General features: G+C 39.9%; 22 protein-coding genes. 9 read left to right on the top strand and 13 right to left on the bottom strand.

Going from position 1 to position 19,421, the window contains the following annotated elements:
• Positions 1 to 64: 64 nt before the first annotated feature.
• Together PL9631_RS24095 and PL9631_RS24090 are read left to right on the top strand one after the other, a co-directional pair.
• The gene (locus PL9631_RS24095; protein ID WP_083624376.1) at positions 65 to 1,693 is read left to right on the top strand and encodes a glycosyltransferase family 39 protein; all 1,629 of its coding nucleotides are present in this window, start codon (positions 65 to 67) and stop codon (positions 1,691 to 1,693) included.
• Positions 1,694 to 1,908: 215 nt separating this feature from the next.
• Entirely contained in the window at positions 1,909 to 2,961 is a 1,053-nt protein-coding gene (locus PL9631_RS24090; protein WP_083624374.1) for a glycosyltransferase family 2 protein, read from the top strand.
• On the opposite strand, the gene PL9631_RS24085 is transcribed toward PL9631_RS24090, so the two are convergent.
• The 12 genes from PL9631_RS24085 to PL9631_RS24030 form a co-directional block, all read right to left on the bottom strand.
• Entirely contained in the window at positions 2,958 to 3,362 is a 405-nt protein-coding gene (locus tag PL9631_RS24085; RefSeq protein WP_083624372.1) for a hypothetical protein, read from the bottom strand. The two genes, PL9631_RS24090 and PL9631_RS24085, sit on opposite strands and share 4 nt — an antisense overlap.
• 445 nt (positions 3,363 to 3,807) lie before the next feature.
• Positions 3,808 to 3,987 (bottom strand): 50S ribosomal protein L32, encoded by a 180-nt coding sequence (gene rpmF, locus PL9631_RS24080; protein WP_083624371.1) that lies wholly within the window; start codon positions 3,985 to 3,987, stop codon positions 3,808 to 3,810.
• Between the two features lie 105 nt (positions 3,988 to 4,092).
• The gene (gene xth, locus PL9631_RS24075) at positions 4,093 to 4,887 is read right to left on the bottom strand and encodes an exodeoxyribonuclease III (protein ID WP_083624468.1); all 795 of its coding nucleotides are present in this window, start codon (positions 4,885 to 4,887) and stop codon (positions 4,093 to 4,095) included.
• A gap of 93 nt (positions 4,888 to 4,980) precedes the next feature.
• A complete protein-coding gene (locus PL9631_RS24070; RefSeq protein ID WP_083624369.1) occupies positions 4,981 to 5,625 on the bottom strand; it encodes a type I restriction endonuclease subunit R in 645 nt (214 codons plus the stop codon).
• Positions 5,626 to 5,866: 241 nt separating this feature from the next.
• Positions 5,867 to 7,504 (bottom strand): acetolactate synthase large subunit, encoded by a 1,638-nt coding sequence (locus tag PL9631_RS24065; protein ID WP_083624368.1) that lies wholly within the window; start codon positions 7,502 to 7,504, stop codon positions 5,867 to 5,869.
• A 126-nt stretch (positions 7,505 to 7,630) separates the two neighbouring features.
• Positions 7,631 to 8,995, bottom strand: a complete 1,365-nt coding sequence (locus PL9631_RS24060; RefSeq protein ID WP_083624366.1) for an NAD-dependent succinate-semialdehyde dehydrogenase — start codon at positions 8,993 to 8,995, stop codon at positions 7,631 to 7,633.
• Between the two features lie 229 nt (positions 8,996 to 9,224).
• The gene (locus tag PL9631_RS24055) at positions 9,225 to 9,557 is read right to left on the bottom strand and encodes a hypothetical protein (RefSeq protein WP_083624365.1); all 333 of its coding nucleotides are present in this window, start codon (positions 9,555 to 9,557) and stop codon (positions 9,225 to 9,227) included.
• A gap of 265 nt (positions 9,558 to 9,822) precedes the next feature.
• Positions 9,823 to 10,899 (bottom strand): coiled-coil domain-containing protein, encoded by a 1,077-nt coding sequence (locus PL9631_RS24050; protein ID WP_083624363.1) that lies wholly within the window; start codon positions 10,897 to 10,899, stop codon positions 9,823 to 9,825.
• A 57-nt stretch (positions 10,900 to 10,956) separates the two neighbouring features.
• On the bottom strand, positions 10,957 to 11,958 hold the full coding sequence (locus PL9631_RS24045; protein ID WP_083624362.1) for a coiled-coil domain-containing protein: 1,002 nt from the start codon (positions 11,956 to 11,958) through the stop codon (positions 10,957 to 10,959).
• 65 nt (positions 11,959 to 12,023) lie between these two features.
• Positions 12,024 to 12,380 (bottom strand): hypothetical protein, encoded by a 357-nt coding sequence (locus tag PL9631_RS24040; RefSeq protein WP_156090689.1) that lies wholly within the window; start codon positions 12,378 to 12,380, stop codon positions 12,024 to 12,026.
• Between the two features lie 73 nt (positions 12,381 to 12,453).
• Positions 12,454 to 13,149 (bottom strand): hypothetical protein, encoded by a 696-nt coding sequence (locus PL9631_RS24035; RefSeq protein ID WP_083624359.1) that lies wholly within the window; start codon positions 13,147 to 13,149, stop codon positions 12,454 to 12,456.
• A 108-nt stretch (positions 13,150 to 13,257) separates the two neighbouring features.
• Complete coding sequence (locus tag PL9631_RS24030; protein WP_079679629.1) at positions 13,258 to 13,518, bottom strand: hypothetical protein; 261 nt, start codon at positions 13,516 to 13,518, stop codon at positions 13,258 to 13,260.
• Between the two features lie 321 nt (positions 13,519 to 13,839).
• On the opposite strand from PL9631_RS24030, the gene PL9631_RS24025 reads away from it, so the two are divergent.
• From PL9631_RS24025 to PL9631_RS26360, 4 genes are read left to right on the top strand one after another with little or no spacing between them, the layout of a single operon-like run.
• Positions 13,840 to 14,178: a helix-turn-helix domain-containing protein gene (locus PL9631_RS24025; RefSeq protein ID WP_083624357.1), complete on the top strand. Its 339-nt coding sequence runs from the start codon at positions 13,840 to 13,842 to the stop codon at positions 14,176 to 14,178.
• A complete protein-coding gene (locus PL9631_RS24020; RefSeq protein ID WP_083624356.1) occupies positions 14,179 to 14,814 on the top strand; it encodes an ImmA/IrrE family metallo-endopeptidase in 636 nt (211 codons plus the stop codon).
• A 52-nt stretch (positions 14,815 to 14,866) separates the two neighbouring features.
• Positions 14,867 to 15,118, top strand: coding sequence for a UPF0175 family protein (locus PL9631_RS24015; protein WP_026795634.1), 252 nt, complete (start codon positions 14,867 to 14,869; stop codon positions 15,116 to 15,118).
• Positions 15,111 to 15,509, top strand: a complete 399-nt coding sequence (locus tag PL9631_RS26360; protein WP_197046492.1) for a hypothetical protein — start codon at positions 15,111 to 15,113, stop codon at positions 15,507 to 15,509. Before PL9631_RS24015 ends, PL9631_RS26360 begins: the two co-directional genes overlap by 8 nt.
• Before the next feature lie 488 nt (positions 15,510 to 15,997).
• Here the strand turns inward: PL9631_RS26360 and PL9631_RS24000 are convergent, their stop codons facing one another.
• Positions 15,998 to 16,513 (bottom strand): peptidoglycan-binding protein, encoded by a 516-nt coding sequence (locus PL9631_RS24000; RefSeq protein ID WP_083624354.1) that lies wholly within the window; start codon positions 16,511 to 16,513, stop codon positions 15,998 to 16,000.
• A 137-nt stretch (positions 16,514 to 16,650) separates the two neighbouring features.
• On the opposite strand from PL9631_RS24000, the gene PL9631_RS26865 reads away from it, so the two are divergent.
• The 3 genes from PL9631_RS26865 (at position 16,651) to PL9631_RS23990 (ending at position 19,201) form a co-directional block, all read left to right on the top strand.
• Positions 16,651 to 16,770: a twin-arginine translocation signal domain-containing protein gene (locus PL9631_RS26865; protein ID WP_231516845.1), complete on the top strand. Its 120-nt coding sequence runs from the start codon at positions 16,651 to 16,653 to the stop codon at positions 16,768 to 16,770.
• A gap of 3 nt (positions 16,771 to 16,773) precedes the next feature.
• Positions 16,774 to 17,877: a DUF1501 domain-containing protein gene (locus tag PL9631_RS23995; protein WP_231516844.1), complete on the top strand. Its 1,104-nt coding sequence runs from the start codon at positions 16,774 to 16,776 to the stop codon at positions 17,875 to 17,877.
• 118 nt (positions 17,878 to 17,995) lie between these two features.
• Positions 17,996 to 19,201, top strand: a complete 1,206-nt coding sequence (locus tag PL9631_RS23990) for a glycoside hydrolase family 10 protein (RefSeq protein ID WP_083624353.1) — start codon at positions 17,996 to 17,998, stop codon at positions 19,199 to 19,201.
• The last annotated feature ends 220 nt before the right edge of the window (positions 19,202 to 19,421 follow it).

The raw sequence follows: 19,421 nt of genomic DNA, 5'->3' as shown, positions 1-19,421 counted from the left end.
ATTCGGGTTCGTTGTTTTATGTCAAACTATGAATAAATTTTTATCATATTAGGAGAAACGCTCAGTGGAATCCCAGATTGATCCGAATTTAATATTGGCTTCCAACCGTAAAAATACTCGGGAGATTTTTCTTGAACAAATCCCGATTCTATTGATTCTGTTACTAGCACTGGGACTACGGTTGTATCAACTCAGTACCGAAAGTGTCTGGATTGATGAAATGCTGAGTATTCGGGACGCTCAAAAGTTCGAGTTTAGTCTCCCCTATCTGCGTCCGTTTTACTACATACTCTTGAAGTTCTGGATGCAGTTGGGTAATAGTGATGCTTGGTTGCGGGGACTTTCAATTGTTTTTAGTTTAGGAACGATTTATTTTACCTATGGGTTGGGATATCGAATTGTTGGTAAATCTACGGGGTTAATTGCTGCTTTTATGGCGAGTGTATCCCCTTTATTTATTAATCATGCCCAAGAAATTCGGATGTATACGCTGATTTCGTTTTTGAGTGTGGCGGGAACATTTGCCCTCAGTTACACCCTAGAACAACCGAGTTATAAAAATTTAACGGGGTGGACAATTGCCCGAACTCTCTTAATTTTAACCAATCCTAATAATATCCTAATTTTAGTGGCAGATACGGTATTATTCGGATGGAAATTTCGCAAACAACGTCAATATTTACTAGCTTTTGGTCTAGGTTTATTGGTCATTGGTTTATTTTTTCTTCCCATTTTCTGGACTCTGACGATTGGGGGTGTATCCGATGAGTTTATGAAGAAACAAGTAGAAGAATACTCGAGGCCAGGAATCACTCAAATCCTAGGGATGTTAACCCAATTTACGGTATATTGGCCGATCAGAAATCTGCTGGAATCCAATCAAATTTTCCTTGATAAAAGTGAGTTAACTGATGCCACACTATTAAGTCAATTATTCACAGTTAAAACCCTACCGCTTTTATTTTATGCTGGTTTTACTGCGGTTCTGATTACTTTATTGGTTGTTTCATTATTAAATCTCTTTAGCAAGCGTCCCTCAGAACGGTTAGTCTGGTTAGCAACTTGGGCATTGGTTCCGGCGAGTTTAATGTTGTTTGTTTCTTATTATAAAAACTCGATTTGGTTTCCCCGTTATCTTCTGTTAATTGCACCCTATTTTCTGATTTTAGTGGCGGCGGGTTTTGTGGTGATTTGGCATTGGAAAAAGCCCCTAGCTATTATTATTGCTATCGCTTATGCTCTGGCTGTAACTGGGGGTCTGGTCGATTACTATAGCAGACTCTATCGCAATGATTGGCAAGGAGCAGCCCAATATATTTATCAAAATAAACAGCCGGGGGATCGGGTGGTGATGCACTCAATTCCCAACTTTTTTGAACTTTCACTGCCCCGTTATTACCCAGAACCTAACCAAGTTTATTTCCTCAACCATCCGGGTTCTGAGGATAAATTAACCCCTGTCTATATTAAACAACAGTTAGGGGGTTCTTTGCCTGTGAATTCTAATCTTTGGTTTGTTTGTTGGTTATTCTGTGACGAAACCGACGGTATAAATCGAGTATTTAGTACCCTAGCTGGAGAAAACTTTAAAGTTGAACAGAAAAAAATCTTTACCAGCCTGGAATTTAAACCCATTCAGATTTTTCGGGTGACTCCTGCTGCGGCTCCCACACCATCCCCTAACCCCAAGTAAAACTACCTGATTCGATATTTTCCCCCGATTAGAGATTGATTTTAGGAGATAAATGTTCAGAAAACACTTGATGGAATCAGTTAGGTAGTGTTATTTTATAGTCACCGATGAGCTACGGACTAACTACAGGATACTTTACCCGCTTTTTAAATCTACTTGAATTCATCTTTTCTGCTGATTTTCTAATACAACTATTCCCTTTTTGAAGGATTAATATGGATATTTCACAATCACCGATTTTAAAAACTCCCGAACCTCAAAAACAGTATGGAGATTTGATTTTTGGTTCTCACTCCTTATCTGTTTCAATCGTTGTACCCGTTTATAACGAAGTCGAAAGTTTACCCCGATTGATCGAAGCCATTGATACTAATATGGCTGCTTTAGGCTTAAGTTATGAATTGATCTGTATTGATGATGGGTCAAGCGATGGATCGACAGAACTCCTAAAACAGCAAGCCCAAATTAATCCTAATCTGAAAGCGATTGTTCTCCGACGCAATTATGGGCAGACCGCAGCCATGGCGGCCGGATTTAAGTATTCCCAGGGTCAGGTGGTGATTACCATTGATGGTGATTTACAAAATGATCCCCAGGATATCGGTATGCTGTTGACGGAGTTGGGCAAGGGTTTTGATGTTGTGAGTGGTTGGCGGAAAAATCGGCAGGATGCCAAAATTAGCCGTTTGCTTCCCTCCCGGATTGCAAATTGGCTAATTAGTAAAATGACTGGGGTACAACTGCATGACTACGGTTGTTCTCTCAAGGCTTACCGGGCTGAGTTAATCGCCGATATGAAACTTTATGGAGAATTACACCGATTTTTACCCGCTTTAGCGTTTATTGAAGGAGCCAGAATTACGGAAATTCCCGTTAACCATCATGCTCGTCGTTTCGGTCACAGTAAGTATGGTATAGATCGCACCTTCCGGGTGGTGATGGATCTATTAACTATTTCTTTTATCAAAAAATTCCTCACCCGTCCCATGCACGTTTTTGGTCTGTTGGGGATGTTGGCTTTTGGTTTTGGAATTATTCTGGGTGGTTATTTAAGCTTTATTCGCCTGGTCTTGGGCGAAGGAATTGCTGATCGTCCTTTACTCACCTTTACGGTGTTAATGACGCTGACCGGAATTCAACTCTTTTGTTTTGGTCTTTTGGCTGAACTTTCAATGCGAACCTATCACGAATCTCAAGATCGACCGATCTATCGAGTTCGTGAAGTGATTGAATCTAACGGTAATGGTAACAACCGAAAAACCAGTTAATCTTCTAAACAGGCGATGGCACTGTTGACTTGAAAGAGTTTACACATCATATATTCGGGGTGAAATGTAGAGGACGAGTGACAAACCGATGGGGAGGCAGGACTTTCTACAGGGTTGTTTTGAGGTTGAATACACACGGCAACCTGTCCGACTCCAATCATTAAGGTTTGCACTCGTTCAAGCATTTGATCAATGTCCAATAGTAATTTTTCTGCCACGAACAAAGAAGGGGTAACAATAAAAAAGGTTTTGACTCCGGTGGGACTAGGAGCAAAACCAAAGCTACATTCAGAAAGTTGAGACTGGTTTGAGGGAGGGAAGGCGTCACGAAAACGTTCAATTAACGCCTGATACAAAGACTGACTGAGCGCACGATCGTCAGATATCGGTTGAGGTAACATGGTTCGTCCTTACCAAAAAACTCGGTATAAAACTCCGTCGTCTTAAGACGGCTTTTTATTATTTACTGGTCATTAACTCTACTATCTAGTTTAACATCAATTAATTTCCCATGGATTGAAATTTTTAATCAGACCCATAAGCAAATCCCATGGTAAATTCAAAACGGACTCACACCAAACAAGTTGATTTCAGCCAATGTGCAATAGATTGATCATCACAATTACCAAATTCTTTCACCTAAATTATAGGGGGGGTGAGGACAGGCCTCACCCCAGGGTGTCGGGTTTTAGGTATGTAGGAATTATAGATCAAGCGTCCTGAAATAGTAAAGGCAGATCAATTTGATAAATATCGCCTCAAAAAAATACAAGGGCGAGTTTTCCTCTCCCGAACAGAGAGGCTTTCTCGCCCCTATTTTTCTGTAGTTCCGCACAGTCTAACCGTTTATTCCGCGTCGCCTTCTTCTTGGTCGTCAGTGGGATAGTAGAATCCTGTAGAACGACCGGTGAGAACAGACTTCCCGAGGGATAACGCTTTTTCAGCTTGTAGTCTTGCTTTCCGCTTCCAAGTCGCCTTGCGCATATCGCGTCTCGACCTGGACATTTTCTTCTTGGGTACAGCCATGAGCCTAGATTAATGAAGATTTTGCACAAACTATTATATTACCTTATTTGTGTCCTTGGCTCAAGATTTTTTTCCCGAAAGTTTACAACGACTTCCAAAATCCGACTAAGGCATCTCGACGGTTAAAATAACAGGGGTGTGATCACTCGGCTGTTCCCAGGTTCTAGGGGTTTTATCGATGATAGAACTACTGGCGACTTCATGCAAGGGTAAGGTTAAATAATGGGTATCAATGCGCCATCCCGTATTGCGTCGGAAGGATGCTTGGCGATAGTCCCACCAACTGAAATGTCCTCCTTCCGGGGTGAACTTGCGAAAGCCGTCTTTAAAGCCTAATTCTAATATTGATTGTAAAGCCTGACGTTCAGCATCACTCGCCATAATATGGTTTTCTCGACCCTTGGGGTTATGAATATCAATATCTTCTAAAGCAATATTAAAGTCACCACAAATACAAATTTTTTCGGTTTGAGTTAACAGAAGTTTTAAATAGTCTTTGAGATGGTTTAACCAGTTTAATTTATAGTTGTATTTATCGCTATCAATACTAGAACCATTAGGAACATATAAATTAACTATAGCAATTCCATTGATAATTCCGGTTAAAACTCGTTTTTGTTCATCAAAGTTTTGAGAGGGTTCAGTATTTAAAATATCAGAAAATCCAAAGTGAACCGCATCTAGGGGAGTTTTACTAAAAATTGCCACCCCGTTATAGGCTTTTTGACCATAAATATAAATATTATAACCCAATTCTTCAAAACCAGAACGGGGAAAATCTTTATCTATAACTTTAGTTTCCTGTAAACACAGAATATCAATTTCATTGGTTTGTAACCATTGCCATACCTGATCTTTTCTAGTTCTAATCGAATTAACATTCCACGTTGCAATTTTCATCTTTAACTCCTGATTAAATTTGTTATCGCGCAGAGAGCGCAGATGTTTCATTTTTATCTATAGTTAGTCCTTTAAATTCAGAATATATCAAATTCATGTAATATTATTTCCTAATCGTTTCAAAATTTTTAGTACATCATAAAGCTCATTCTGTAAAGGTAAATGGGAAAAAATACGAGAAATATTATATTGGGGTGTTCCTTGACAATTTAGTTTAATAAAAAAGAACTCTCCCCCATTAGTCACCATACCAAATACAGGTTTTTTAACATTAGAATTAGCCATCATATAAGCTAAAGTTTGAGGAATTGCCATATCGAGATTAATTTCAGTTCCCTTAGATTCTAATACCACTATCCAAAATCTTCTTGATACCACTAAAAAATCAATTCTTCCTCGCAAAATTTCCTCTGATACTTCATTCGTAGCTACTGATGTACTAACTTCAACAGCAACTTCTCCTTGCATCTGAAATGGAGGATCGTAAAAACCAGCTAATTCCAGTAAGGGCGATAAAACTACGAGATTAACTAACCCTTCAGCTAGATGTCCATTAGCTCGATGATAGCGATATCGGGCTTTAATTCTATCTAATACTGCTTTCTCCGAGTCAGTTAAATTAATTGAATCTTCCGTCCATTCTAGGAAAAAATTAACATCCGCAGTACGAACTAAATTAAATTGCTTTTCTGCTTCGCTAATCGTGGTAATTCTTTTACTAATGGCTGTTTGAGACATCTTAATCAGTAGAAAAATAAAATTACAAATGACAAACTAAACAGGGTAATTCATAATCTTTTTGAGCCAAAATCGCTTCTAATGCTTCATCTAATGCTTCAGTAAAAGTACAATCAGGGCGAGATTAATTCTATTATACCATGACAGATCTTATAAAAATAGCTTTGTACGAATATTGCTAAAGCATCGCACAAAGCTATTTTTGAGTTAGAAATGATAGTGCCGCATCACAACAACGGGGTTAGATAGGACAACATAAACCGCCCGCCCGTTGACTAAACAGAGCATTTTCTCGATAGTCTACGGGACAATCAATCACGACTGGAACATCTTGATTTAAGGCTTCTTTGAGAATAGGAACTAAATCGGTTGTAGCTTCAACTCGATAGCCTTTTAATCCCATACTTTCGGCAAATTTAACAAAGTCAGGATTGCCAAATTTGATAAACGCAGACTCGCCAAATTGGTCGTTTTGTTTCCATTCAATTAATCCATAACCGCCATCATTAAATATCAAAGTCACAAAGGGAGTTCCCACTCGTAAAGCGGTTTCAAGTTCCTGATTATTCATCATAAATCCGCCATCTCCCGTGACCGCCACTACCTTCCGATTAGGATAAACTAATTTAGCTGCAACTGCGCCAGGAATCGCAATTCCCATGGCTGCAAATCCATTAGAAATTAAACAGGTATTCGGCGTTTCACAATGATAATGTCTTGCCATCCACATTTTATGAGCGCCGACATCTGAAATCACAATATCTTCTGGGCCCATGACTTGACGCAAATCATAAATAATTTTTTGCGGTTTAATCGGGAAGGCATCATCCTTGGCATAAAATTCGTAATTATTACGAATATCTGTTTTTAATTTTAAAGCATAGGGTTCGGGTTTTCCGGTACGGTCTGACCGTCTTAAAATTTCATGCAGAGAGTCAGAAATATCCCCAATAATTTCAGCGATTGGAATATAACTACTATCAACTTCGGCGGGGGTTTCACCAATATGAACAATCGGAATTTTACCTTGGGGATTCCATTTTTTTGGCGAATATTCAATTAAATCATAGCCAACGGCGATGATCAAATCCGCTTTATCAAACCCACAACTAATATAATCCCGCAGTTGTAATCCCGTTGTCCAAAGGGCCAAAGGATGGGTATAGGGGATCATTCCTTTGCCCATAAATGTATTAACAACGGGGATATTCAGTTGGGTCGCAAATTCGCTTAAAGCCGCACTAGCATTCCCCCGAATTGCGCCATTTCCTACTAAGATTAAGGGATTATTGGCTTTAGAAATAGCGATCGCGGCTTCATTCATACTCTGATAAGCCGAATAAACTTTTTCTCGCTTATCTTGTTTAAGAGGATAACCCTCGACCTCCATGCTGGCAATATTTTCTGGGAGATCAATATGCACCGCGCCGGGTTTTTCCGCTTGGGCTAATTTAAACGCTTTCCTGACAATTTCTGGAGTAATACTAGGGCGAACAATTTGGGCATTCCATTTAGTAACCGGGGCAAACATTGCCACTAAATCCAAATATTGATGGGATTCAATGTGCATTCTATCAGTACCCACTTGACCCGTAATTGCAACTAACGGCGCTCCATCTAAATTCGCATCCGCAACCCCGGTCATTAAATTAGTTGCGCCCGGGCCTAAAGTTGATAAACAAACCCCCGCCCGTCCAGTTAAGCGCCCATAAACATCGGCCATAAATGCGGCGCCCTGCTCATGGCGAGTGGTAATAAATTTAATTGAGGAGGTTTTTAAGCATTGCAGGATTTGCATATTTTCTTCCCCTGGAACCCCAAAAATATACTCCACACCTTCATTTTCCAGACATTTAACTAACAGTTCTGCTGTGTTCATGATTTTTTAATGTGAATGAAATTTGATATTTAGAAACCGGGTTTATGAACAAAAATCTTGATTTGAATAAACCCGGTTTCTTGTTTATGATCTCCTAAACTCTGGTCATAAACCCGGTTTTTTACCCTATTTAATCCAAACCGTTTTAATATTCACAAATTCGTGAATTCCTTGGCTACTCAATTCCCGTCCATAACCAGAACGTTTGATCCCACCAAAGGGTAAGCGGGGATCGGATTTAACTAAACCATTAATAAACACTGCACCCGCTTCTAATTCTCGAATACAACGCTCTTGTTCGGCCCGATTCGTTGTCCAAGCACTCGCACCCAAACCGAAAATTGTGCTGTTGGCCAGGGTAATAGCTTCCTCTAAAGAATTAACCCGGAAAATTAATGCTACAGGCCCAAAGAATTCTTCACTGTAAGCGGGGGTTCCTTCAGGAATTTGGGTCAAAATTGTTGGCGGATAAAAATTACCTAAAGATTCCAGGGGTTGACCTCCGGTTAATACTTTGGCTCCGGCTTGAACACAGCTTTGAACCTGTTGGTGTAATTCTTTCAAAATACCCGGCGTTGCTAAGGGCCCGACTTCGGTATCGGGTAACATCGGATCACCAATTTTTAAAGCCGCAAATTTCTCCGCCATACGACTTTCAAATTCATCGGCAATTGTACTGATCAAAATAAACCGTTTGGCCGCAATACAGGATTGTCCATTGTTTAACATTCGGGCGGTAACGGCGGCATCAACGGCGGCATTTAGATCCGCAGTTTCTAACACAATAAACGGATCACTTCCCCCTAATTCTAGGACAGTTTTTTTAATGTTTTGACCTGCTAAAGATGCCAAACTAGCGCCTGCGGGTTCACTTCCGGTTAATGTTCCGGCTTTAACCCGATCATCGGTAATAATTTGAGCCACTTTATCAGACCCCACTAATAGGGTTTGAAATACGCCTTCAGGAAATCCAGCCTTTTGGAAAATTTCCCCAATAGCTAAGGCGCATTGAGGCACATTAGAAGCGTGTTTGAGTAAACCCACATTTCCCGCCATTAATGCGGGTGCAGCGAAGCGGAAGACTTGCCAGAAGGGAAAATTCCAGGGCATGACTGCTAAAATTGCCCCTAAAGGTTCGTAAGCAATAAAGCTATTACTGGCGTCACTTTCTGCGGGAACATCGGCTAGGAATTGGGCTGCATTTTCTGCATAAAAGCGACAGACAGACGCACTTTTTTTGACTTCTGCGATCGCTGAAGTAACGGGTTTTCCCATTTCCAACGTCATAATTTTGGCGTAGGTTTCGGCATTTTCTTCTAACAAGTTAGCCGCGTTTTTCATCCATTTTGATCGCTGTTCAAAAGAGACTTGCCGATAGTCTTTAAAAGCGCCATCTGCTAGAGACAAAGCAGCATCAATTTCGGCATTGGTTAGGGGAGTAAAGGTTTTTACCGTTTCCCCTGTGGCCGGGTTAATTGTAGCAATGCTCATAATTGATTGTTTAGTTTTAAGTTAGAATTTTAAGGTTTTACTGTTTTTATCGTAACTCTTAAAAACTCCCAATTTTCACTTCTGGGATCACAGGTTAATGACTTGATACAAAACTGTACAATAGTACAAACAAATTCAAGATTCTTAACAATTTTCCCCTCCTCTAATTTAGGAGTGGCAAGAATTAATTAAAGAAGGGGAATTTTAAGTAAAAAGTCAAAGTCTACATTCAAACATTAGAGTGGTTTAAGAAATGTGAATCTAAAACTCTTTTAACGGAATTAGTTAATACTTCAACTTGATTTTCCTCTAAGTTTTGATTTTCATTCAGTTTGGGTTCAGATGCCATTTCTGTTAATTGAGAATTGATTTTAGGGTTAACATCACAAAACTCAATAATGGCTTCCGATATAGATTCAATTCGTTCGGATTCTGATTCTGTCTCGGAGTTATCCAAAACCCTTTCTAATCGGGTTAAATCATTTAAAACTTCTGCTGAAAATAGTTCGGGTTTCTGGGTCACAATTTCAGAAAAAAACGTAATTACCTGTTGAGATTTCATAACAATCAGTATCCTGACTAAGATTGACAAAAATATATACAGGACTTACGCACAAGACCAAAGAAACCGGGTTTCTGGCCCTGATTTTACGGATGAAATCTGGATTTCTCGTTCAGAAACCCGGTTTCTGCGTAAGTCCTAATTAATCCTAGATTATCAAAATTTGACTCCAAATGCCAAGGAAAATTTTTCCATTATCAACAGAGAGAGTAAGGGCAATTCATGAATTGCCCCTACCTATGCTCAACTTGGCATTAGTCCTGTTTTATTTACCCTTATTGGGGTTTTTAGCCTGTTCTAAGGCGATTTCTTTGACCGCTTGGAACGAATTAATATTAGAAGATCCTTCGATAGCTTTTACCGCTAAATCTTGAACTTGTTTTAAGGCAGAATCCAATTGTTTTGATAGGGTTTGTAGACGAGTATCTTGACTTTGGATGGTTTCCATTAAGGACTTAACCCGCAATTCATAATATTGTTTTTGACCCTCTACTTCTTTGGCGAGTAAATCCGATTTAATTTTGGCTTGATAATTGCCAATATTCCGTCCCAGGTCTTTTCCTCGTTTGATATTATCTTCCAACTTTTGAGGAAATTCTTCTACTTTGGCTTTAACTTCTGCATAAAGTTTTTCTCGTTCTGCAATGGTTTTTTCCCGTTCTGACCATTGTTTTTCCTGTTCTTTTTGTAAATCTTCAAGCTGTTTATACAGGGTTTTCTGGGTTTGTGAATAGGTGTCGCTATCAATATTTCGTTGTAATTCTAAGTTATAATTGTAGGTTTCTTGATCCCGCGATCGCGATTTTTTATAGGTTTCATTACGTTCTTTAATTGTCCGTTGATATTCTTCCTGTTCTTTTTGCCATGCTTTTTGCTGTTCTTGAAATTCCTGTTCTAAGGTTTCTCGTCGTAGACTTAACTCCTGATCAAAGGTTTTTGCACTGGTTTCATAGCGTTGAACTAAAGTGTCTAAGGTATCATCTTCAACGGTTTCTAAATCATGTAATTCTGCCAATTGTTGTAATTCATGGGTAACATTTTGACGCAATTCTCCCAGTTTTATCGCTTCAGATGTTAGTTGTTCTGATAATTCATTAATCGCACTCCCAAACCCCGTTTGTAATAGCAATAAATGATCAATTGTTTGCTGCATTTTAGGTTTTTGTTCAACGGGTGTAGAGGTCATAGGTTTTATTTTTTCCTGATTCATGGGTTTAACTTCTTTGGGAGTAGAACTCAGTTGTTTGATTTGGGTTTCCAAGTCATTTTTTTCCTGGGCTAACTCTTGATAGGCTTCCAAAAGTTCGGCTTTAGTATTGCGATCGCTTACTTTTTTAGTCATTTTGTTTTCCTTTATTTTGGGTACGGGTAAGAACTACAATCAGCAAATTTTTGGGGTTTATTTCGTCCCAGTATTAGAACTGGTTGAACTAGAAAAAGCCCGCATTGCTAGATCCTGAGCTTGTTTTAGGGTTTCTTGTAACTGAGTTGTGATTTGGGTGATTTGTTCATTTTGTCGTTGAATTGTTTGCTCCAAAGATTGAACTTGTAACTCATAACCCTGTTTATTAGATTCCCATTCTTTAGCCAATAAATCTGATTTAACTTTTGCTTCTCTTGTGGCTTCTTGAATCGCTTCTTCCTTCGCCTGATCATGGGCTTGTTTTAGTTGTTCTTCATATCCAGCAACTTGCTGTTGATTGGCTTCAAATTCAGCTTGATTTACCGTTAGAATTTGTTCTCTTTCTGTCCAGTTTTTATCTTTTTCTTGGTTTAATTCTAATAACTCCCGTTCTAACTTCCTTCTGACATCTTCATATTCATCAGTTTCAATTCTTCGAGTTCGTTCTAACTCATAATTATAATCAGCTTCCCCTTGTTCACGACTGCGGCTTAAACGTTCGGTTTCTTCCTCAACGGTAGTATCAAACTCCCCTTGTTCCTTTTCCCAAATTTTGCGTTTTGTAGTAATATCTTTTTGTAAAACTTCTTGCCCCAGGGTGGCATTCTGTTCCAATAAACTTAATTTTTCCTGATGTTCTTGGGTTAAAATATGTAAAGCATCAGCAACAATCCGAATTTTATGAATTTCCTTAAAATGCTGATTTTCAACCTCAATTCCTCGGTTTAATTCCTCTAATTTTGTTGATTCTGTTCTTAATTTTTCCGTTAATTCTAGGATAATAGAGCCAAAATCTAATTGTAAATCCGCTAACCCTTTAACAATACTATCGACGGTATAAGTCGCCGCAGTTTCTAAAATTTGTTTGCCTTTTTCCTGCTCCGCTTCCTGTTCCTTGGTGGCAACTTTTGACTCAATGCGTTTTTGTTCGGCTAAAATTTGTTGAAAGGCGGCTAAAAGTTGGGTTTTGCTAGTAGGGACAAAAGGGGAATGGGTCATGATCAGTTTCTCCGTTTATAACATCAGCTAGATGAATCAGCAACGGGTGGATATCCCGTTAAAGGTTAATTTTGTTTTCGCAGTTGAGTAACAATATCTTGATATTTTTCAGTCGGTACTGAATCAAGATGGGTGGGATTTTTAGCGATCGCTTGTAGAATATTTTGACAATTCTGACAACGATTTCCTTCCCAACAATAGCAATTTTTAACCAAGTTTAGCAATAAATTTTGCAGGTGTTGATTTTGGTCTAACAACGCCTGATAATTGCGCTGAACCGATTGAATGACTAAGGATAAATGCTTAATATCTTCACCGATATTTTCCAAATCGTGCATCGTATCTTGACGAACTTGATAGGTTAATTCACCGGTTTGAATAAATTGGTGTTCAACCGAATCGCCGGGTTTCAAGTGAATCATTTTTTTCATGTTTTCCTAGAACAAAAAAATAGGAGGCGGGAAAATACCCAGATATTCACCCGCCCTCAATAACTTACACCGAAACCGCATCTAAAGCCGGAGGTAATGCCACCTCTTGCACAGAATTTAAGATCAATTCGGAATGTTCATCTCCTTTCGCATAAGCCGCCATTAAACAGGCAATTTCATGGGGAGGTAAATTATCTAAACAGACCATTTTTCGAGTTCCTTCTAAATCAATCATCCGTGATAAATTACTAGAATCCGATAAAACCGCCGCCGCTTGTTCCACAATCGACCAATCCGTGCGTTCCTGCCAAGACCATTTTAAACTATAATAATTAATGGGTTTTACAACTCCATTTTCATCGGGTTTCTGGCCGGAATGTTTGGTGAATTCAGGGATAAAAATTCCCGTTGCAGGTTCCACTCCTCGGGCTTGAACTGAAGCCACTAAACGGTTAAAATCACTCAATCCCCGAGATTTTAAATAAGTCACCATCACGACACCTTTCGGCAGTTCTCCTGATTCTGCAACCAACCAAATTTGTCCCCATAAGGTGTGTTCTGTTTGTCCTAAACTACCAAAAAATTTGCTAAATTTCAGGATAGTCATGGAACATTTAGAACCATAATCCGTGTCTCCAATTGTCCACTGTCCCGACTGACAATTATTCCGAACAGTAATCGGAATTTCAGGAACTAATAGGGCTTCTTTCGGTTTTGCACCAAAGACAGTAAACGTCGCTCTTTCTAAGGTTTTAGTCATTTTCTTTTCCTTAATTATTCAGAATTTTTGCACTAATTTTCCCCGTCAAGGCGAGTTGAGAGGGATCTCGATTTTCTCGCCTCAATTTTAATTAATTGGGAAAATATCCTATCGAATTAAATGGGATTGTTTTTCCGGTTCAGGATAGGTATACAAGGGCTGTTGTTGAGCTTTAAGAAGGTTTAAAACCCCTAACAAATGCTCTAATAAATGGGTGTGGGCGGTGGTAAAATGAATACTAAATCCTTCTCCATCCCGGGCATAACCTGGACAGACTAAGGATGCAGAACTTTGTTCTTCATGGATGGCAATATAAAGCCAATCCTCGTCTTCTAATTTGTAGTGAGTATCTGTCCAAGTTCTGAGCATGGCATTTTCCTCCGGTATGGATTTTGGTTTTTTTACTAAAACCTCAATCCCCAATTAATCGGGTGTTGTAAACACAAGAGTTCAGGTTGAATCATTAGACCTTTACGACAAAAGCGGTTTGTGGCTTTTGGGTATTGAACTTTTATTCAACTCCTCCTATCTTAGTCAATGTTGATGTAATCGTCAAGTCCCAAGGGAAAAATTTTTTTGATCCCGATTTCCCCATCTCTACCCCTTGGTGACTCGTAAGGAGTAGACTGGTGGTAGTGGGTTGAAATTTTATTCAAACCAGAGTATTATCGGAATCGGGAGGAATGTACTATGGAACAAACCTTTGGAAAGCTAATTCGTCAGGCGCGGAAAGAGAAATTCTACTCACAGCGCCAGTTAGCAGCATTGCTGGAAGTGGATTTCACCTATTTATCCAAGCTAGAAAATGACCGGGCAGACTACTCTCCTAAAGAAGATGTAATTAGGGGTTTGGCAAGAAATCTGGGTTTGGATGAGGAGGAATTGATCTTTTTGGCGGGGCGTATACCTCAGCATTATGAGACATTTCTCAAAGAGAATAATAAGAGTATGACGGCACTATTCCGCCGAATGCAAGAAAATCCAAACTTTGCCCAGCAAATTTTTGAGGCGGCGCGGGAGGTTGAATAAGTGAGTATCCTGAAACCCTATCGCTTTTATCGTCGAGAGTCGATTGAGCGGCGGGCAAATGAGATTTTGCGACGGATGCAAGCCACACCCAATTTTGCCCCAGAGTGGCCGTTTGAGGCTTCTTTGGTGGCAGATTTCCTCGATTTAGGAGTGGTTTGGGATTGCATTGTGCCCGATGAACAGGGGGCGATCGCGGCTCGAATTTTGCCCACGGAACGACTCATCGAAATTAACGAAGAAATTCAAGATAAACCCAAGGGCTTTATTGAGTCTACCATTGCCCATGAAATCGGTCATTGGGTATTACATATTGATCATGATCAATTAGAGTCTGGAGGGTCAGAAACTTCGGAAAATCTATCAGATGAACCCTTTGTTTGTCGAGCTACAATTGAAGATGCCCATTTAGCATCTATTGAATGGCAAGCCCAATATTTTGCCAGTTGTTTGTTAATGCCTCGCCCAATTTTAGAAGCCAAACGAGTCGGTCGAGATTTAACTAATTGGCAACATCTTTATACTATTAAAGATGAGTTAGGGGTGAGTATTTCTAATTTAACCAATCGTTTACAGGAATTAGGTTGGATTTCTATTCCTAAGGGAGAACGCACGATTTACCCGGGAAAAGCTGCCTAAAATATCGACCATTTTAGCTGATTATTGACAGTTATTAAATCCCAATACGACCATGCCCAATCTGTCCCTTCCCTATCCCGATGATTTGCTCGTTACTTCTGGTAAATCTCCCGAAGGCTTAGAAGCTGAATTGCTCTTTTTGCTGGCAGTAAAGCTATTTGAGTTACGGCGACTATCTCTCGGAAAAGCTGCCGAATTTTGTCGAATGAATAAACTGCAATTTATGTACGAAATCGGACGATTACAAGTTCCGGTAATCAACCTAGATGATGACCAAATCGCTGACGAATTACGGGATGATTAATCAGATTATTATTGCCGATAGTAGTCCTCTGATATCCCTAGCTATTATCGAACAACTAGAACTTTTGCCCCGGTTGTATCAGCGAGTTTTGCTTCCCCCTGCTGTTTGGAATGAAGTCACAGTTCAAGGGTTAGGCTTACCGGGAGCCGAGGCAGTTAGTCAGGTGAAATGGCTGGAAATAGAAGCACCATTACCGATGCTGTTAGAGCCATTATTAATATTAGTAGATCACGGAGAAGCAGAAGCTATTAAACAAGGAATAATTGAACATTGGGAACACTATGACGGTGACGGAGGCAGAATCATTTTTTATGTAAAAGAATTTGATAGACCGCTAGAATGGGTTGGTGATGGAACAGGAGAAAAAGGATATTGTTGGTCAGAGAACTAAGGTGATATGAACATAAGGTAACAGTGTAGAATGGTAGAAAGGAGGAACACAAGATGAACATTTCTATCATCGATGAAGTTGTTGAACAGCTAAAAGTCATGCCGGAGGATTTGCAATGGCAGGTAGTAGATACTTGTTGGATACTAATATCATTATTGCTCTTTTTATTTTCAAGAAGTTAATAACTTGCAAACAATAGCTTGGTGATTTCTCTCCATCGTTCCAAGGCTCTGCCTTGGAATGCTTTCATTGAGGCTCCGCCTCTTTTATAGGGGTGGCAGAGCCACCGTAATTGCATTTCTAGGTAGAACCTAGAAACGAGGTTAAACGAGGTTAACATAGATTTCACTATTAATATATTCATGTTTTATGGTATTTTTAGTTTCGATTTCGAGGTATTGTTCCGGTGTTAAATAATTAGGGTCAGAAAGGGCAATCATTGTTTTAATATTCCTATTTTAATTTAAAATTAACGTTGGTAATCTTAATTAAACAACAGGTTCAATAAAGCGTTGATTAGCTCGAACAAAAAACGCCGCGCCTTGATAGGAAACCACTAACCAAGGTTTACCGACTTGATCAAATTTAATCGGATAACGGTACTCAGGATGGAGGATTAATACCGTACCCGTGGGAAAACTCGTATCAATATTATAATTAAATCCTGGGCCACTGCGAGCATTTAACTTTTTAGCAGAAATTACTTGCCATTGTTGCCAATTTCCCTTGATAAAATCCCCTAATTCATTGGGAATAGGAGACGGTTCAGATTGAATGGCATTAGAACTTTTAATCGCTGCTATAGCTTGTTTTATTTTGAGGTTAGTGGTATCCCCAATCATCCCATCAATAGGTAATTCCATTTCCTCTTGAAAGGCTTTAATAATGGTTTCTAAATTGTGATCAAAAGGCATTCCCAACCGACCAATATTATAGCCTAACTGTTCTAACTGACCTTGAATTTCTCGAACCTTGGCACCGGGTTCACCACGTTTTAAAATCATGTTTAACTTCTCCTCTCAATGTTCCGGTTTTATGTTAACATATAGGAATACTAAATAGCCCTTAATATTAAATCATTCTCTCGACTCAGTTAACAAGATGTATCCCTATTTTTCGTTTTAGCAATTAGGTTAACACAATGGATAGACGGCAATTTTTAAAATTTGTAGGAATTTCAGGTACATCAGCGATCGCAACTTTAGGCACTCACGGATGGATTGCCAAAAGCCTGGCTGCTTCCCCCGGCTCAAAACGCTGAATTGTGGTTTTTCTCCGAGGTGGGATTGATGGTTTAAATGTGGTAGTTCCTTATGCTGAACCCGCATATTATGCCGCCCGTCCGATAATTGCCATTCCCAAACCCGGAACCGAAAAAGGGGCGTTAGATTTAGATGGTTTTTTTGGGGTTCACCCAGCTTTATCCCCCCTAATACCTCTTTGGAAGCAAAGTAATTTAGCCTTTGTTCATGCAGTGGGTTCTCCGATTTCTAACCGTTCCCACTTTGAAGCCCAAGACCAGATGGAAACTGGAACCCCCAACACTCAAAAAACCGCCGATGGCTGGATGAACCGTTTATTGGGTGTTTTGCCTGGACATACTCCCGTTGAGGCTGTCAGCGTGGGTACGGTGATACCCCGGATCTTGTCCGGTTCCCAGTCCGTCGCCAATATTACCCTCAATTCCAACAGTACCCGGGAACTCCCTATTGATGGGGATCAAGTTAAGGCGGCTTTTGATCAACTTTATGCCAGTAACGACGCCCTCAGTTTAGCCTACCGAGAAGGGAGAACCGCCCGAGAACGACTCCTGAAGGAATTAGACGCGGAAATGCAAGCCGCCAACCAGGGAGCACCCTTACCCAAGGGATTTGCGGGGGAAGCTCGACAATTGGCGAGTTTGTTAGTGCGAGATCCGAGTATTCAACTGGCCTTCATGAATCTGGGGGGCTGGGATACCCATGTGGGTCAGGGGGGAGCAACTGGACTTTTAGCGAATCGGTTGGCTTTTTTATCAGAGGGTTTGGTCGCATTGGTGGAACGGTTGGGGGATGTTTATAGGGATACAACGATTGTGGTGATGTCCGAATTCGGCCGCACGGTTCAGGAAAATGGCAATGGCGGGACAGATCACGGCTATGGGAATGTGATGTGGCTCTTGGGCGGGGCGATCCAGGGGGGAAAAGTTTATGGGAAATGGCCGGGTTTAGCTAAGTCGGAGTTATTTGAACAACGGGATTTAAAGGTGATAACGGATTTTAGAGAGGTAATTTCTCGGATTTTAGCGAGTCAGTTTAAACTCAATTCTCAGCAGATGGGTCGAGTTTTCCCCAACTTTATCCCCTCTCAAACCGTGAGTTTACTCTGAAATTGAGATTCAAGGTTAGAAAGTTGGCAAAATTTGGTAAATTATTAAAATATTCTAAAAATACAGAATTATCTGCTAAATTGCTGATTTCTGTTTGCAACTTATACAATTGGGTTTCATGGCGAAAAGTTCGTGGCGATATGGTCTTTCAAAAAGCACCAAACAAATACTAAAATCAATTGCTCTGATGATTTTGGGGATGGGGTTGATAGTTTTATTATCCGCCCACCCTGGTATGGCAAATACTCCCAAAATCTTTCCAGAAATTCGAGGGGTTTGGGTGACTACTAATGATACAGATATTGTTAGAGATCATGTTAAATTACAGGAAGCAGTTAATCAACTAGCACGACTCAATTTTAATACGATTTATCCGGTGGTTTGGAACTCGGGTTATGTGTTTTATCCGAGTCGGGTAGCTCAAGAGGGAGGATTTCAGCCATTTATTCGCAAAGGGTTACAGGGACAAGATATTTTAGCGGATTTAATTAATTTAAGTCATCAAAAAGGGTTATTAGTAATTCCTTGGTTTGAATTTGGATTTATGACCTCGCCGTCTTCGGAATTAGCCTTAAATCATCCCCAGTGGTTAACCAGCCGCCAAGATGGAATTCAGACTTGGGAAGGCGCCGCCGGAGAGGTAGTTTGGTTAAATCCCTTTCATCCAGAAGTCCAAAAATTAATTACTAATTTAGTGTTAGAAGTCATGACCCAATATCAGGGGGATGGTATTCAATTCGATGATCACTTGAGTTTACCGATTGAATTTGGTTATGATCCCTATACGGTTAAGTTGTATCAGCAACAAACGAATTCACTCCCTCCGAAAGACCCGAAAGATCCTGCTTGGGTGCGTTGGCGTGCGAATAAAATTACAGAATTTGTGGAAAAATTGAATAAAACCGTAAAAGCGAAAAACCCTAAAGCGATTTTTTCCGTTGCTCCTAATCCCTATCATACCGCTTATAATAGTCATCTTCAAGACTGGGTAAGTTGGGTGAAAAAAAATCTAGTTGATGAGTTAATTGTCCAGATTTATCGACCTGATTTACCTAGTTTTGTGCGAGAATTAGTTAAGCCAGAAATTCAAGAAGCCCGGGGCAAAATTCCGACGGGGGCTGGAATTCTAACGGGTTTAAGAAATCGACCCATAGGGATGCAACAAATTCAAGCTAAGATACAAGCGGCGCGTCAAAATGGCTTAGGGTTTTCATTCTTTTTCTATGAAAGTTTATGGGATGAAGCCCCCGAACCCGCTAATGAAAGACAAGCAAAATTTAAATCCCTATTCTATTATCCGGCTTCGAGGGCATTTTTGCGATAATCTTTAAAAGGGGGAATAGGTAATGGGCAATAATGATTGATTTTTCAAGTATTCTAAGATTCTTAACAGCTTATATCTTCCCTATTACGAATTACGAATTACGAATTACGAATTACGAATTACGAATTACGAATTGCGAATTACGAATTACCCATTACCCATTACCCATTACCCATTACCCATTACCCTGTTACTGAGCGAAGTCGAAGTATTACCCATT

Source organism: Planktothrix paucivesiculata PCC 9631 (assembly GCF_900009265.2).
Lineage (GTDB): Bacteria > Cyanobacteriota > Cyanobacteriia > Cyanobacteriales > Microcoleaceae > Planktothrix > Planktothrix paucivesiculata.
This window is presented reverse-complemented; position numbering and strand designations above follow the sequence as displayed.